The sequence below is a fragment of the Aeromonas molluscorum 848 genome (assembly GCF_000388115.1).
Classification (GTDB): domain Bacteria; phylum Pseudomonadota; class Gammaproteobacteria; order Enterobacterales; family Aeromonadaceae; genus Aeromonas; species Aeromonas molluscorum.
Genome location: NZ_AQGQ01000019.1, coordinates 22680 through 37215, shown reverse-complemented (window position 1 = coordinate 37215; position 14536 = coordinate 22680). Strand labels below are relative to the sequence as shown.

Annotated in this window: 13 protein-coding genes; 7 read left to right on the top strand and 6 right to left on the bottom strand. The window is 60.2% G+C overall.

Features of this window, described 5'->3' with window-relative positions; all coding sequences use genetic code 11:
- Positions 1-372, top strand: a 372-nt coding sequence (locus G113_RS05140; protein ID WP_040318923.1) for a molybdopterin dinucleotide binding domain-containing protein, incomplete at its 5' end; no start/stop codon positions are given.
- A 166-nt stretch (positions 373-538) separates the two neighbouring features.
- Here the strand turns inward: G113_RS05140 and G113_RS05135 are convergent.
- A complete protein-coding gene (locus G113_RS05135; RefSeq protein WP_005894701.1) occupies positions 539-1912 on the bottom strand; it encodes an endonuclease/exonuclease/phosphatase family protein in 1374 nt (457 codons plus the stop codon).
- A 345-nt stretch (positions 1913-2257) separates the two neighbouring features.
- On the opposite strand from G113_RS05135, the gene G113_RS05130 reads away from it, so the two are divergent.
- Positions 2258-3196 carry a L,D-transpeptidase family protein gene (locus G113_RS05130; RefSeq protein WP_005894698.1) on the top strand — a complete coding sequence of 313 codons (939 nt, stop codon included), beginning with the start codon at positions 2258-2260 and terminating at the stop codon, positions 3194-3196.
- Positions 3197-3452: 256 nt separating this feature from the next.
- Here G113_RS05130 and G113_RS05125 read toward each other — a convergent pair whose 3' ends face one another.
- The 3 genes from G113_RS05125 to fldB form a co-directional block, all read right to left on the bottom strand.
- A complete protein-coding gene (locus G113_RS05125; RefSeq protein ID WP_005894695.1) occupies positions 3453-4793 on the bottom strand; it encodes a TldD/PmbA family protein in 1341 nt (446 codons plus the stop codon).
- Positions 4793-6193: a TldD/PmbA family protein gene (locus tag G113_RS05120; RefSeq protein ID WP_005894691.1), complete on the bottom strand. Its 1401-nt coding sequence runs from the start codon at positions 6191-6193 to the stop codon at positions 4793-4795. The genes G113_RS05125 and G113_RS05120 overlap by 1 nt, the downstream gene beginning before the upstream one ends.
- 152 nt (positions 6194-6345) lie before the next feature.
- Positions 6346-6864: a flavodoxin FldB gene (fldB, locus tag G113_RS05115; protein ID WP_005894688.1), complete on the bottom strand. Its 519-nt coding sequence runs from the start codon at positions 6862-6864 to the stop codon at positions 6346-6348.
- Positions 6865-7055: 191 nt separating this feature from the next.
- Here fldB and xerD point away from each other — a divergent pair, with 191 nt between their 5' ends.
- Complete coding sequence (xerD, locus tag G113_RS05110) at positions 7056-7973, top strand: site-specific tyrosine recombinase XerD (RefSeq protein ID WP_005894685.1); 918 nt, start codon at positions 7056-7058, stop codon at positions 7971-7973.
- Positions 7974-8074: 101 nt separating this feature from the next.
- Here xerD and mscL read toward each other — a convergent pair whose 3' ends face one another.
- Positions 8075-8482: a large-conductance mechanosensitive channel protein MscL gene (gene mscL, locus G113_RS05105; protein WP_005894682.1), complete on the bottom strand. Its 408-nt coding sequence runs from the start codon at positions 8480-8482 to the stop codon at positions 8075-8077.
- 280 nt (positions 8483-8762) lie between these two features.
- Between mscL and recJ the strand changes: the two genes are divergently transcribed.
- Positions 8763-10493, top strand: coding sequence for a single-stranded-DNA-specific exonuclease RecJ (gene recJ, locus G113_RS05100; protein ID WP_005894679.1), 1731 nt, complete (start codon positions 8763-8765; stop codon positions 10491-10493).
- Between the two features lie 354 nt (positions 10494-10847).
- On the opposite strand, the gene G113_RS05095 is transcribed toward recJ, so the two are convergent.
- A complete protein-coding gene (locus G113_RS05095; protein WP_005894676.1) occupies positions 10848-11480 on the bottom strand; it encodes an RBBP9/YdeN family alpha/beta hydrolase in 633 nt (210 codons plus the stop codon).
- Between the two features lie 31 nt (positions 11481-11511).
- On the opposite strand from G113_RS05095, the gene G113_RS21960 reads away from it, so the two are divergent.
- The 3 genes from G113_RS21960 to G113_RS05085 all read left to right on the top strand — a co-directional run bounded on the left by G113_RS21960 (position 11512) and on the right by G113_RS05085 (position 14485).
- Positions 11512-11643, top strand: a complete 132-nt coding sequence (locus tag G113_RS21960) for a hypothetical protein (RefSeq protein WP_269077624.1) — start codon at positions 11512-11514, stop codon at positions 11641-11643.
- 39 nt (positions 11644-11682) lie between these two features.
- Entirely contained in the window at positions 11683-12759 is a 1077-nt protein-coding gene (locus tag G113_RS05090; RefSeq protein ID WP_005894673.1) for a Gfo/Idh/MocA family oxidoreductase, read from the top strand.
- A gap of 220 nt (positions 12760-12979) precedes the next feature.
- Positions 12980-14485, top strand: coding sequence for a flagellin N-terminal helical domain-containing protein (locus G113_RS05085; protein ID WP_005894671.1), 1506 nt, complete (start codon positions 12980-12982; stop codon positions 14483-14485).
- The last annotated feature ends 51 nt before the right edge of the window (positions 14486-14536 follow it).

The window sequence follows — 14536 nt, the reverse complement described above, 5'->3', positions numbered from 1 at the left end:
GATGGCACGCCGCTGAGCGAGGCGTTCAAGCCGGCCCAGTGGCCCCTGCTGCTGACCAGCTACAAGTCCCACACCATGAGTTCCATGAGCATCGGCTCGGATCGCCTGCGTCAGGTGCATCCCAGCAACGGGGTGCGGCTCAACGTCCAGACGGCGGCCCGGCTTGGCATAGTGAGCGGGGACAGGGTGCGGGTCAGCACCCCCAATGGCAGCGTGATCGGGCTGGCCGAGTGCGTGGCCGGGGTGCAGGAAGATGCCATCGCCATCGAGCACGGCTTCGGCCACAAGGAGCTGGGGGGCGCGGGAACACTGGATAGACGGCCAAAAAGTGGCCGCCAATCCGCTGCGCGGGGCCGGGGTCAATCTGAATGACTTGGCGGTGCTGGATCCCAGCCGCCATGGCCGCTACCCCCTGGTGGACTGGGCCATCGGCTCCTCGGCGCGCCAGGGCCTGCCGGCCCGGGTGGAGAAGCTGGTATGACGATCCAATGAAAACGGGGCCTGTTGGCCCCGCTTTTTTTGAGTGACGTCCTTGGGATCAGTCGTCCAGTTCGAGGTCGACCCACACCAGGCGATGATCCGAACTCACCCCCTTGGCGATGCCAAGCTTGGCGCCATAGACCAGATGGTAGCCCGGCTCGAAACTGGCGGGCCAGAACACCCCGGAGGCCACCGCATTGAGGTTGGCGGAAGGCAGCAGGTGATCGAGCTGCAGGCCGCTGCTGCTGGTGATGCGCTCCGGAGTGGGGCGGTTGTTGTTGCGCTTGCACTGATCCGGCTGGCTGGCGAGGCACTCGGGGCCCCCCTGGCTGATCGGGATCAGGGCGCCGTTGCTGACCGCCTGATTGACCAGCACATGGTTGTGCAGATCCTGGATGGCACTCAGATCGCCGTCGCCAATCTGGGGATCGGCGTTGAGATCCCCGGCAATGACGAACTTGGCGCCCTCGGCCAGGCCACCGGTCTTGCCCGCGTCATCCACCATGTAGCTGGCGGCTGCCACGTAGTCCTGCCAGAAGGCGACCTCGGCGCGGTTGTGCTTGACGTTGTGGCGCGCCGCGTTGCCGAAGATGGGCGGAGTCGGGTGGGAGATGAGGAAGTGGATCAGCTCCTCCTTGTCACCCTGCTTGATGCGCACTGGCACATCCGCGTGGTTCTTGGAGGAGAGCGGGAAGGCCTGCCAGGCAGCGTCGTCATACCAGGCGTCCCCACACTGGCGGCCAGCCGGGATCGGGGCCTTGGGGTTGTTGCAGTCATCGATGACGGGGTTGGATTCGCCGGGCATATCCTTCCACTTGAAGTGCTGGAAGGTGCGGATCTGCTGGGTCTCTATGGGGTATTGGGACATGACGGCGAAGCCGTACTGGCCGTGGTAGTTGCCAAAGCCCCAGGCGTCGTCCGGCCCGCTGCCCACCTTGCCATCCAGGTTGAGGTCATGGCCGCTCATCAGGCCGGTGTTGGTGGCAAAATTCTGCATCACCGGGTAGCTGATGGCGGTCACCTCGCCGTGCTGGGCATGGGCCAGGTAGTTGTCGTTGAACGCCTTGAGATCGGCGGTGCTTTCGCCCTTGCCGTCGTTGTCGAACTCGTTGAGCAGGAAGACATCCGGCCGGGTGCGCTGGATGATTTCGGCAATATTGCGGATTTGCTGCACGTTTTTGGCGCGGGTGATCTCGGCCTTGCTGAGGCTGCTGTCTCCGTCCTGGTAGCGGCTCAGCAGGACGTCCTGGGCGGCGCGGTCCAGGGCCAGTTCGCCGGAGAGCATGCCGGGGGCGGTGCGATCAAACGACAGATTGAAGGTGGCGAAACGAACCATGGGATCTGGGGCCTTTGAGTCATTTTGGCTGTTGCAGCCTGCCAGCATTCCGAGGGAAATGGTGGCGGCCAGCAGGGTCTTATTGATGTTTTTCATTATATTTTCCGTAGCGTCAATAGGTTAGCGCCTTTTGGGGGCGCCGGCATTATAAGACGCCGGGATGAAGGTTGAGTGTCAATTGACCTCGATTGTGAGCCATTTCACATGCTGTGAAATGGCCACGGTGCAGGGAGGATCCCGCTGTTCATGGAATAGTCAGCCAAGTGGCGATAACTTAAATGATTAAATAGTGTCAAAAGCGGGGGCCTGCGTGATAAATCCCCCGTCTGGACGTTGAAATTTGCGCCTCGGCAAGGAAGAATGCGCACCAGCGGTGCCCGCAGCTCATGACGAGCGTGCACCTCCCCCAGTTCAGGTCACAGAAACCCCTATAGGAATTGTATGAACGCCTTTAGTACCACGCTTCGCGTTGCCGCCTCGGCCCTCTTGTGCAGCCTGACACTGGTCAGCCAGCAGGCCGCCGCTGTTGAATATGCTCTGCCCGCCGCCAACAGCCGTTTGATCGGTGAAAATCAGGAGTACGTGGTGCCGGCGGACAATCGCCCCCTCGAGCAGATCGCCTCTGATTTTCAGCTGGGCCTGACCAACATCATGGAAGCCAACCCCGGCGTGGATCCCTTCCTGCCCAAAGCGGGCAGCACGCTGGTGATCCCTCATCAGTTGATACTGCCGGATGCCCCGCGCGAGGGCATCGTCATCAACGTGGCCGAGATGCGTCTCTACTACTACCCCAAGGGCAAGAAAGTGGTACAGGTGCTGCCGATAGGCATTGGCCAGCTTGGGGTCAACACCCCGGAGAACTGGGTCACCAAGGTGGAGCGCAAGCGTGCCAACCCGACCTGGACGCCGACCGAGAATATACGCCGCCGCTATGCGGCTCAAGGCAAGTCACTGCCCGCAGTCTGGCCAGCCGGCCCGGATAACCCCATGGGTCTGCACGCCCTCTACATCGGCAACCTCTATGCCATTCACGGTACCAATGCGACCTTCGGTATCGGTCTGCGGGTGAGCAGCGGTTGCGTCCGTCTGCGCGCCGACGACATCAAGTATCTGTTCGAGAAGGTACCGGTCGGCACTCGCGTCCAGTTCGTCAACCAGCCAGTCAAGGCCACGGTCGAACCCGATGGCAGCCGTTATATGGAAGTCCATGAGCCGCTGTCGCGCAGCGAAGCCGAGTTCAACTCCAATACACCGGTGCCGCTCAAGCTGACTACCCCCATCAGCCGTTTCGTCGCGCATGCAGAGAACGATTCCAAGCTGGTGAAAGAGGCTCTGGAGCAGCGTTCCGGCATGCCGATGCGCCTCAACCCCGAGGTCTGATAGTTTCATCGAGACCATCAGTCAGGAGCACGGCGACCCCAGGGTCGCCGTTGTTGTTTCTATGGTGCTCATCCGCTCAGGGTTGGGGCGTCATCAATGAAAAAGCGGCGCCTGATGGCGCCGCTTTTGAGTGGGGAAGATAGTCCGTTTTCACACAATACATGGCGACGTTACGAGCCGCTTAACCCGCCAGATCCGATGCCACTGGCCAGAAAGCCCTTGCCCACCGGTTTGGAGCGGCCTCTGTGCCTGCGGGCTATTTCCCGGCAATGTTCAAGCCGCCGAAGCGGATGAGCGGGGCGTAGAAGCCCTTGCCATCGTCGTGGTGCAGCCGGTCGCCGACAGCCTCCAGCTCTCCCTGCAGGCGGTAGAAGTTGCCTGCAACCGTAATGCCGCGCACCGGCGCAACGGGAACACCGTCCCGACACAGGAAGCCGGAGGCGCCGAACGAGAAGTCGCCGCTCACCGCATCGGCGCCCGAGTGCAGACCGTCGAGTTTGACCAGTTCCAGATACTCGCCAGCTTTGACCTCGGCCTCGCTGTGGGGACCTGTGCCAAACACCAGATGGCGCGGGCTGACATCCAGGGCGCCGCGGGCGCTGCGTGAGGCGGCCCCATTGCTCTGGATGCCGAAGTGGTGAGCCGTGGCACTGTTGTGGAGCAGCGTCTTGAGCTCCCCCTCGCCAATCAGCAATAGATCGGTGCTGGGGGCCCCTTCTCCATCGAAGGCCTTGATGTTCATGCCCCCCGGCATATGGACCCGGCTCTCCAGGGTGAGCCAGCGGGAAGCCACAGACTGGCCAAGCTTGCCTCGCCAGGGGTTGATCCCCTGCTGGGCCCATTTGCCAGACAGCGCCGACTGGAAGCAACCAAACAGGCTGGCCAGGCAGTTGGTGCTGAACAGGGCGCTGTAGCGGCCGCTCGGCACGGCTTCCCCCATCAGCAGCCCCTCAGCCACGCCATAAACCTGCTCGATGAGGGTGCGGCTGTCGAGTTCGTCGAAGCGGCGGCCGTACTGTCCCTGATAATGCATGGACTGCCGCCCTTCACGCTCAACCAGCGCCGAGGTATAGCAGCCGACGCTGAACTCGCTGTGCCGGCAGAGCGTCCCCAAGCTGTTGGCGAGCCAGAGGCGGCTCTCCCCCTCGAACAGGCTGTTGTAAGGTGCACCTGTCACATCCGGCAAGGCCAGCATGTCCGCCTCGAGGCGCAGGGCCAGGGCTATTTTCTCCTCCACCGGAGTCAGGTCGGGTTGATGGATCTCGGCGCAATCGGTATTGAGCTGACTGTTGGCCACCCGGATGGCCTGATCCGCATCCACCTTGGCGAAGCGGCTGGCGTCGAGGGCATCCTGCAACATGGCATCGAGGGCTGCTTCATCCAGAGACTCGGAGTAGGCGATGCCGACCCGGCCATCCTTGATGAGACGCAGGCCAACCTGCTGGCTGCTGGTGACCTTGTATTCACCGAGTTCACCCTTGTCGGCCTTGAGGGAGAAGGCCTTGTCCTGATTGGCGATGAGATCCGCCTCGGCATTGATGTCGGCCACTTTCTCCAGCAGGCGGGTGAGCAGAGTATTCATATCGAGTGCGCTCATCAGGCGTTCCCTCCAACCAGGATATTATCCACTTTCAACGCGGGTTGGCCGACCGAGGTGGGCACCGAGCCCGAGACCGAGCCACACATGCCTGCGGCGAGCGCCAGATCGCGACCGACCATGGAGATCTCCTTGAGCACCTGGGGGCCTGTGCCTATCAGGGTGGCCGATTTGAGGGGGCGGGTTATCTTGCCGTGCTCGATGAGGTAGGCCTCCTGCACATTGAAGTTGAACTCGCCGGTACCGGGTTGTACCGAGCCACCGCCCATCTTCCTGGCATAGATGCCGTGCTCCACCGTGGCCAGCATGTCGGCGAGGCTGTGGTTGCCCGCTTCGATGAAGGTGTTGCGCATGCGCGAGGCGGGAGCGAAGCGATAGGATTCGCGCCGCCCTGAGCCGGTGCGGGCATGGCCGGTCTTGAGCGCCCCCATGCGGTCGACCAGGAAACCGGTCAGCACGCCATCCTTGATGAGCTGGGTGTGCTGGGTCGCCATGCCTTCATCATCGACGTTGATGGAGCCCCAGGCGTTGCCTTGCAAGCCTTCGTCCACGGCACTGACCGCCGGATTGGCGATAAGCTGGCCCATCTTGTCGTGGAACACCGAGGCCTTCTTGGCGACCGAGGTGGTTTCCAGCAGATGGCCGCACGCCTCGTGGAAGATGACGCCGCCAAAGCCGCTCTCCATGATGACCGGCAGCTTGCCGCTCGGGCAGGGGGCTGCGCCGAGTTTGACCAGCGCCTGACGGGTGGCGGTGAGTGCCAGCTCCCGTGGGGCTATGCTGGCCGCATGCTCCCAGCCCATGAGGGCGCCGGGGGCTTCATAGCCCATGGTCTGCTCACTGCCCTGGGCGGCGATGGCCTGGGCCATGATGCGGTTGTAGTGGCGGCGATCGCCCACCTGCACCCCCTCGCTGTTGAAGATCTCGACCTCCTGCTCCCAGCCAAGGGCATTGGCGGAGAACTGGCTCAACTTGTCACTCTCGCTGCGGGCCGCGGCATCCATGGCATGCAGGTAGGCGATCTTCTGCTCCAGCAGTTTGTCGGTCGAGAGCGGCAGGGCGATGGGGTGATGATCGGTCAAACGGGTGAAATCAAAGGCGGTGGCAGTTACCACAGGATCCCGTCTGTCTTTGGCTGCCAACAGACTGACGATGCGCAGCAGCTCGCTGCGATCGGCCAGGTTGGTGTAGCCATAGAGCACCTTGTGGCCGTAGCACAGGCGCACGCCTATGCCAAAATCGAGGCCGCCACTGATATTTTCTATCTGGCTCGACAGCAGGCTTATCTGGCTGCGGCGTTTGCGCTCCACGAAGAGTTCGGCGAAGTCGGCCCCAAGCGCCAGGGCGTGATCGAGCACGTCGCGGGCAATCGCAGGGGCAAGGAGAGAGGTCTGGATCATAGAATTTCCTTTTCTGGTCTATTCCTGTTTGCTTCCAGCGCCCCGATTTTTAGGGTTATGTTGGGCGCTGGTTAACATTGTTACAGACCAGTGTGCAAAAGTCGCTAGGCCTAACCCGATGACGACAATAGAAAATACGCAGGGAGGTAGGCTTAGAGCAGCTCCTGGATCTCGCTCAGGATCTGTTCGACCCACTGTTCAAGTCGCTCGTCGGTCTGCTCATACTGATTGGCGTCATCGAGGGCCAGCCCGACGAAGTGGCGACCGTCGTCGATGAGTGCCTTGGAGGCCTCGAACTCGTAACCTTCATTGGGCCAGTAACCCACCAGCTTGACCCCCTTGGGTTGCAGCTGGTCATGGAGCAGGCCGAGGGCATCTTGATACCAGTCGCCGTAGCCGAGCTGATCACCCATGCCGAACAGGGCGATGATGCGCCCCTCAAGGTCGAGCCCGGCAATGTCATCCCAGCTGGACTCCCAGTCTTCCTGCAACTCGCCAAAATCCCAGGTGGAGATGCCGAGGATCAGGATCTCGTAATCTTGCATGCGCGCCAGGGGCACGTCTTTGATATTGTGGATGTCGACCAGCTCCGGGCCCAGCAGGGTGCGGATCTTCTCGGCGGCCATCTCGGTGTAACAGGTGGTGGAACCGTAAAACAGACCTATCTTCATCGCTCTTCCAGCCAGCTCAAAGTAAGGGGGCAAGTTTACCAGAGAGTGGGGACAGCTTCCCAGTCTGGCCGGGTCATTGCCACTGTTGGTGCCCTTTCGGGGGGATTGGCGGGTTTCGTGTCGCTCATCTCTTGTCGTACCGCCCAGGCTTGGCGTTAGAATGGCAACCTGTTCGTCAACCCGGCCGCCCCATGACCAAGAAAACCGTCAAGTCCGCCAAGTCCCCTCATCCCCTGATTGAGCAGTTCCTCGACGCGCTCTGGCTGGAGCGGGGCCTGTCTGACAATACCGTTGCATCCTACCGGGTCGACTTGAGCAAGTTTGCCCATTGGCTGGATGCGCAGGGCAGCGCCCTGCTGCTGGCGGGGATGGCCGAGATCCAGCACTACCTTGCCTGGCGGGTGGATCAGGGCTTCGCCCCCAGCAGTACGGCGCGCTTTCTCTCTGCCTTGCGCCGCTTCTATCAATATCTCAATCGGGAGAAATTGCGCAGTGACGATCCGAGCGTCTTGCTCGAAGGTCCCAAGTTGCCCAAGAAGCTGCCCTCTGACTTGAGCGAAGGGCAGGTCGGCACCTTGCTCGATGAGCCTGATGTCGAGGACCCGCTTGAGTTGCGGGACAAGGCGATGCTGGAGCTGCTCTACGCCACCGGCTTGCGGGTCTCTGAGCTGGTGGGGTTGACCGCCGAGCACCTGAGCCTTCGTCAGGGGTTGGTACGAGTGGTGGGCAAGGGCAACAAGGAGCGACTGGTGCCCATGGGGGAGGAGGCGGTGCATTGGCTCGAGCGTTACTATCGCGCCTCGCGCCCTCTACTGCTCGGCGGGGTCAGCTCGGACGTGGTTTTCCCTTCCAAACGAGCGCAGATGATGACCCGTCAGACCTTCTGGCATCGCATCAAGCTCTATGCCTTGCGCGCCGGCATTGCCGGGGAACTGTCCCCCCATACCCTGCGCCACGCTTTCGCCACTCATCTGCTCAACCATGGCGCCGACTTGAGAGTGGTGCAGATGCTGCTGGGGCACGCGGATCTTTCCACTACCCAGATCTACACCCATGTGGCGAATGAACGGCTCAAGGCGCTGCATGGCGAGCATCATCCCCGCGCCTGATGGACGCCATCACAGGCGCCAATACAAGATGAAAAAAAACCGCCGGGGGGCGGTTTTTTTAATGGCGCAGCCCGGTGGGGCCAGCCCTGCAACGGCTTGGGCTATTTGCCCTGCTGTTTGAGCAGATCGCGGATCTCGCTCAGCAACTCTTGATCCTTGGTCGGCGCGGCTGGCGCCGCAGGCGCTTCCTCGGCTTTCTTCTTCATGCTGTTCATGGCCTTGACGCCCATGAAGATGGCAAAGGCGATGATCAGGAAGTCGATGATGGTCTGGATGAACTTGCCATAGGCGATGACCACGGCCGGGGCATCACCCTCCGCCGCCTTGAGCACTACGGCCAGATCGCTGAAGTCGACCCCACCGAGGATGATGCCGATGGGGGGCATGATGATGTCACCGACGAACGAGGAGACTATCTTGCCGAAGGCGGCACCTATGATGATACCGACGGCCATGTCGATCACGTTGCCACGGGCAGCAAAGGCCTTGAATTCCTGGATCAGGCTCATTGAAATCTCTCCAAATGGGTAAAGTTGAGCGAAGTTATTGGTCATGGAGTGAGGGCTGGGGGCAGGCGGAGCCTGCCACCATGAGCCATCCCTGCTAGCTTGATGTGACTGAGTCCAATTGGCAACCTGAGCAGGCTAATTTTCTGTTATCGACCGGTTATTAATTGGAATGGCAATAAGCCCTGGGTCATGGCGTTTGCCTATCAGGGGCAGTAGTGCGATCCTTGCCACCTGTTTTCGGCCTCTGCCACTGTGTTGGTTAACCCCATTGGATAGCCCCATGTCTTTGCAAATTCGTCGTCGTCCCCAGGTGGATGATTCTCATCTGCCCGATACCCTGCACCCCTTGCTGCGCCAGATCTTCGCCAGCCGGGGGGTCGCGGATCCTGCCCTGCTAGCGCGCAGCGCCAGTCAGTTATTGTCGCCCCAGCGTCTGTTTGGCATGGAGCAGGCCGTGCCGCTGCTGGCCGAAGCCCTGGCTGCCCAGAAGCGCATCCTGATCGTCGGCGACTTTGACTGCGATGGTGCCACCAGCTCGGCCCTCTGCGTGCTGGCCCTGCGGGCCATGGGGGGGACTCGCATCGATTTTCTGGTGCCCAACCGTTTCGAATTCGGCTACGGCCTGACCCCTGAGATCGTCGAGCTGGCGGTGGCCAGGGGCGCCGAGTTCCTCATCACCGTGGATAACGGCATCTCCAGCATCGCCGGGGTTGCCGCCGCCAAGGCCGCTGGCATGCAGGTGCTGGTGACGGATCACCACCTGCCGGGTCATGAGCTGCCCGCTGCCGATGCCATAGTGAACCCTAACCAGCGTGACTGCGACTTCCCCTCCAAGTCTCTGGCCGGGGTCGGGGTCGCCTTCTACCTGATGGCGGCCCTCAACACCCATCTGCGCCAGGCAGGTTGGTATGAGCGCCAGGGCATTCGTCCCCCCAACGTGGCGGATTATCTGGATCTGGTGGCGCTCGGCACAGTCGCCGATGTGGTGGCGCTCGATGGCAACAACCGCATTTTGGTACACCAGGGGCTGCAACGGATCCGGGCTGGCCGTTGTCGCCCCGGCATCCAGGCGCTGGTGGATATCTCGGGCCGCGACGGTCGCCGTCTGTGCGCCGCTGATCTGGGTTTTGCACTGGGTCCGCGTCTCAATGCGGTGGGCCGCCTCGATGACATGTCCCTCGGGGTCGCCTGCCTGCTCAGCGATGACATCAATCTGGCGCGCACGCTTGCGGCCGAGATGGACAGCCTCAATCAGGAGCGCAAGGAGATAGAGCAGGGGATGCAGCAAGAAGCGCTCGCCACCCTGGAGCAGGTCCGTTTTCGCGATGGTGAGGTACCAAGCGGCATAGTGCTGCACCGGGACGACTGGCATCAGGGGGTGGTTGGGCTGGTGGCCTCCAAGGTCAAGGAGAAGTACTACAGACCCGTGATCGCCTTTGCGCAGAGCAGCGACACCGAACTCAAGGGCTCGGGCCGCTCCATCCCCGGGGTGCACCTGCGCGATGCGCTGGAGTTGCTGGATACCCGCCATCCCGGTCTGATGGGCAAGTTCGGCGGTCACGCCATGGCGGCCGGATTGACCCTGACCAAGAGCAATATAACGGCGTTCAGCCAGGCCTTTGAAGCCATCATCGCCGAGCTGGTGACCCCTGAACTGCTGACCGGCGTACTGCTCACCGATGGCGAGCTGCTGCCCGATGAGCTGAGCCTGGAGCTGGCGGAGCTCATTCGCGCGTCCGGCCCTTGGGGTCAGGCCTTCCCCGAGCCGCTGTTTGACGGTGAATTCGTGCTGGTCCAGCAGCGGCTGGTGGGGGAAAAGCACCTCAAGATGATGCTGACCACGGATTCGGGTCATGCGGTGGATGCCATTGCCTTCGGGGTCGATATCAAGCGTTGGCCGGATCCCTCGGTGAAACGGGTGCGGCTGGTTTATCGGCTCGACGTCAACGAGTGGCGCGGCAACCGCAGCGTGCAGCTGCTGGTGGAGCATCTGGATGCCGCAGGTCTCTAGCCCTGCGGCTTCTTGCGCATCAAGCCAACGGCCACCCTCGGGTGGCCGTTTTGTCAGCGAATGGCGCAATAACGTCGCCGACCCGTCAATGGTTTCATATTGACGCTCTCATCCATCGGGTTGATTGACGACAGTTGCCGTGAGCCAATGCCATGACAATATCGAACTGGCCCGTCGCGCTGCGGCCTAGCCGTACCCTCTGTTCAATTGCGAGAAGCTGCGGGGATAGCAGGGACGATCCGCCAACGGTTATCACCATTATGACGATGCCAAGTTGGCGTGTCGCCTGACGATGTCATGGCCCAGTCGTGTGGCGCCGCCAAGGCCAGAGGTGGCGCGGGCTATCGCGCCGCTTCAGTCAGGGCTGAGGCCGCGGGTGGCTGCTCGGCCTATCTGCTGGTCTGGAGTTGCCGCGGCACGGATGGCGGCCACCGTCACCATCACTTGCTCATAGGCGAGGGGCAACTCGGTGAATCCCTCTCTGTCGAGGAAATGCCCCCCTTGCTTGAGCAGATGCAAAGGAGCCTGGAGCCGCTGGGCCAGACGCGCCGAGTAGGGCTGGGGTACTATGGCATCATCGCAGGAGGCGATCAGGGCACAATGCAGCAAGCGCGCCCGAATGTTGGCAAGGGGCAAAGGTTGGGCGACGAAGGGGGTCAGCTCGGGCAGGGTTGCGAGGGGCTCATCAAAGCCACTGACCAGCAACAGGCCGCCGACGCTCTGGGTCGCAGGCAGTTTATGCAGATAGCGCAGCGCCGCGATGCAGCCCAGGCTATGGCCTACCAGTATGGTGTTGCTGTCCGCCTCTCCTATGCCTTCCAGCAGATGAGCATCCCAGGCGGCAGGCGCCGGGGCATGGGGAGCAGGCATGGCCAGCACAGTGACCTGCACGTCCTGCTCTTCGAGTCGGGTGGCGAGCCAGGGAAACCAGTTGGCCTGGGGGGACGCCGTGTAACCATGGATGATGAAGACTTTGACCGGGGACATGAGCAACTCCTGAATGCGGCGGGGAGTTCGCATGATAGCCCTTGCCTGGGCGGACTGGAATGCGTGGGGCGTTGCCGCGCATCAGACTCTGATGGAAAGCCTGAGTATTGCCGCCAGCCAGTGCTGGCGATTAATTGCGCTGGATCAGGCCTGGTTGCGCTGAGTGGCGCTAGATTGATGCTATTTATCGAGAGAGTTGTACATGCGGATTGGATTCGTAGGCTTGGGCGCCGTAGTGGAAACGGCCTATCTACCCGCCCTCACACGGCTAGCTATAGCGGACCTCGAGATCTGGGGTCATGATCTCGATCCCGACCGGCAACTGGCGGGCATCCATGGCTTGGCGAGCCTCGATGCCTTGCTGGCCAAGCCGCTGGATCTGCTGTTTATCACCACCCCTTCTCTCCTTCATCTGCAGACCCTGCAGGCCGCCCTGGCTAGCGCAATACCGCTATTGGTAGTGGAAAAACCCCTGGTAGCCCATCTGGCTCAGCTTGGACAAGTAGAGGCGCTGCTGGCCGATCCTGCCTATGCCGGGCGGGTGCTGGCCCTGGATCACTGGATGGCGCGTCGCGGTATCCAGCAACTGTTATTGGGGCAGCTTGATGCACACTGGCAGGCCGAGGATCCGGCGCAGGCAGATCTCCCAGACTTCACCGGTGCCCGGCTCGTGCTGCTGGAGGGCTATCTGCAAGAAGTCAGTGGCAGGGACGATCAGGGGCATCCCATCGCCCTCAACTTTGCCACAGGAGAGGCGGATCGCCGCGAGCTGCGTCATCCAGATGGCGTCATTCTCGACATAGGTACCCATGTGCTGACTCAGGCCAGAGAGCTGGTGGCTGCGCTTGGCATGGAGGAAACCTTGCAACTGAGAGTCAGGGGGATGACGGATCGGCTGGGAGTGGCCATAGCCCGAGGCGATCTGCACAGTGCCGAAGGGCGATCCGAGCTGTTCGGCTCCCTGGGGGCCATACCTATCCATATCTGGCTCGACAAGTATGCCGGTCCTGCCGGGGGACAGAAGGGGATCCGGGTCTCTCTGGCAGATGGCCGGCAAATTAGCCTGGATCGCCGTGGCAACGAGGAGCTGCTCATCGTGACTCAAGGTGCACAGTGCCAAAGCTGGCGCCTGAATGGCCCCCTCTATGAACACTGTCTGGCCAGCTTGTTGACGGGGGAGGGGATTGGCAAGGCAGAGCGCATCGCCTTGACCCGACGTCGCCTGGCCGAGGTGCGGGGACTGCTTGAGTTGCAGCAACAAGTACGAGGCCCTCACTGAGCCCTGGTGGGGGTCATGTTCATCCCCATAATGGCGGCAGGGTCAGACTGGGAGCTAATCGTTTCATACAGTACCAGCCTCGCTAGGATGGCACCCGCATTGATGTTGGGATGATTTTCATGGCATTGGATTAAGTACTGAATCTCATCTAAAGATTCATTTGGTTATGTAGATAATTGGGTTAGACCAAATTGAATCCCGATGAGAGACTGCGCTCGCCATGATCGTTAGTACTAACTTTTCCGCAACGAATGCCCTGCGGCATCTTAATACTGCCTCTTCGAACTTAGATCATGTATTCAAGCGACTTTCGTCTGGCATCCGCATTAACAGTGCCTCGGATGATGCTGCGGGCTTACAGATCAGCAACCGTCTTACTAGCGAAATCAATGGCAACAACACTGCAATTCGCAACGCCAATGACGCGATATCCGTGATCGGTGTTGCTGATGGGGCTCTTGATGAATCCGTAGGCTTGATGCAGCGCATGCGCACATTGGCATTGCAATCAGGAAGTGGAGCCAATACGGCAGAGGACCGCATTGCGTTGAATAAAGAGTTTCACCAATTACGTCTGGAAATGGACCGAATTGCATCTGAAACAACGTTTGCTGGTCAGGGACTGCTAGCGGGAACATATAAGGGGCTGTTTTCAATCGGAGCATATGCTGGTCAGAATACCGTTATTACAGATTTAAATGCACAAACCAAAAATCTGGGGGAAATGGGGTGGCTGGCACGAAGCCCCGCCGGAAGCTTACCGGGAGCCTACAGCATTGCAGGCTTGCAACTCGCGACTCAGCCCATCACTCTCAATGGCGTTACCTTTGACAAAAATTATTCAACCATGGAAGAGTTTGTCACCGACATCAACGCAACCCAGTTCCCGAATAATCAGGGCCCGGTAGAGGCGCAGCAGCAAGCTTTCTCCGTCAAGTCTTCCGTCGATCTATCCGCATTACCCTCTTATATCGACATTGCCGGGACAACAGTGGATCTTACGGATATTGACATGACAGGTTGGAGTGCGACTAATCCAACAACGAAAAATTCAACTGTCATGTCAACGGTTATATCGCGTATTAATACGGCGGCAAGTTCAGCAGGGCTGAACTTTTCTGTGAGCGGAACCATAACAAATTTTCCTTCCAACAACTGGCTGACTATCTCTAGCACGGCAGGAAAGAGCCTTACGCTTGGAAATGGTTCAAACGAACCTACCCATCCACCTCCGCCAGCCCCTCCTGTCAGTTTCAGCAGCTCTCTGACGAGTCTGCTCAAAGATGTGAATACCACAACCTATGTGGGCCAATTGGAGTTGTATTCATCAGGTGATCAATATTCCAATATAGATATGGAAGGGAGTTCGCTAGCTGCGCTAGGGTTTTATCCGCAAGACAAGCAGATGTTCACCGTTGATAACATTGATGTTCTCAGTCACAGTAATGCAGAGCGGGCTATCAAAACACTGGATGCTGGCATGAAACAGCTTGGTGTCCAGCACTCAGGGCTTGGTGCCCAAGCCAATGCGTTGGATTCCAGGGTGCGAAATTTGGGCAATGCCAGCGAAAATCTTAGTGCTGCTCGTTCACGGATCCGTGATGCAGACATGGCAAGAGAGTCTGCTTATCTGGCGCGAACCCAGCTCCTACAGCAAGCCAGCTCTGCCATTTTGAGCCAAGCCAACAGCCGACCCAAAATGGCGCTCAGCTTATTACAGTCCTGATATACCGATATAAAAAGAGCGCCATGAGGCGCTCTTTTTGGTGGCAAGTAC

Excerpts from the sequence above, each read along its gene's own strand:
- G113_RS05135 (WP_005894701.1), bottom strand. The coding sequence starts at position 1,912 with ATGAAAAACATCAATAAGACCCTGCTGGCCGCCACCATTTCCCTCGGA.
- G113_RS05130 (WP_005894698.1), top strand. The coding sequence starts at position 2,258 with ATGAACGCCTTTAGTACCACGCTTCGCGTTGCCGCCTCGGCCCTCTTG.
- G113_RS05125 (WP_005894695.1), bottom strand. The coding sequence starts at position 4,793 with ATGAGCGCACTCGATATGAATACTCTGCTCACCCGCCTGCTGGAGAAA.
- G113_RS05120 (WP_005894691.1), bottom strand. The coding sequence starts at position 6,193 with ATGATCCAGACCTCTCTCCTTGCCCCTGCGATTGCCCGCGACGTGCTC.
- fldB (WP_005894688.1), bottom strand. The coding sequence starts at position 6,864 with ATGAAGATAGGTCTGTTTTACGGTTCCACCACCTGTTACACCGAGATG.
- xerD (WP_005894685.1), top strand. The coding sequence starts at position 7,056 with ATGACCAAGAAAACCGTCAAGTCCGCCAAGTCCCCTCATCCCCTGATT.
- mscL (WP_005894682.1), bottom strand. The coding sequence starts at position 8,482 with ATGAGCCTGATCCAGGAATTCAAGGCCTTTGCTGCCCGTGGCAACGTG.
- recJ (WP_005894679.1), top strand. The coding sequence starts at position 8,763 with ATGTCTTTGCAAATTCGTCGTCGTCCCCAGGTGGATGATTCTCATCTG.
- G113_RS05095 (WP_005894676.1), bottom strand. The coding sequence starts at position 11,480 with ATGTCCCCGGTCAAAGTCTTCATCATCCATGGTTACACGGCGTCCCCC.
- G113_RS21960 (WP_269077624.1), top strand. The coding sequence starts at position 11,512 with ATGATAGCCCTTGCCTGGGCGGACTGGAATGCGTGGGGCGTTGCCGCG.
- G113_RS05090 (WP_005894673.1), top strand. The coding sequence starts at position 11,683 with ATGCGGATTGGATTCGTAGGCTTGGGCGCCGTAGTGGAAACGGCCTAT.
- G113_RS05085 (WP_005894671.1), top strand. The coding sequence starts at position 12,980 with ATGATCGTTAGTACTAACTTTTCCGCAACGAATGCCCTGCGGCATCTT.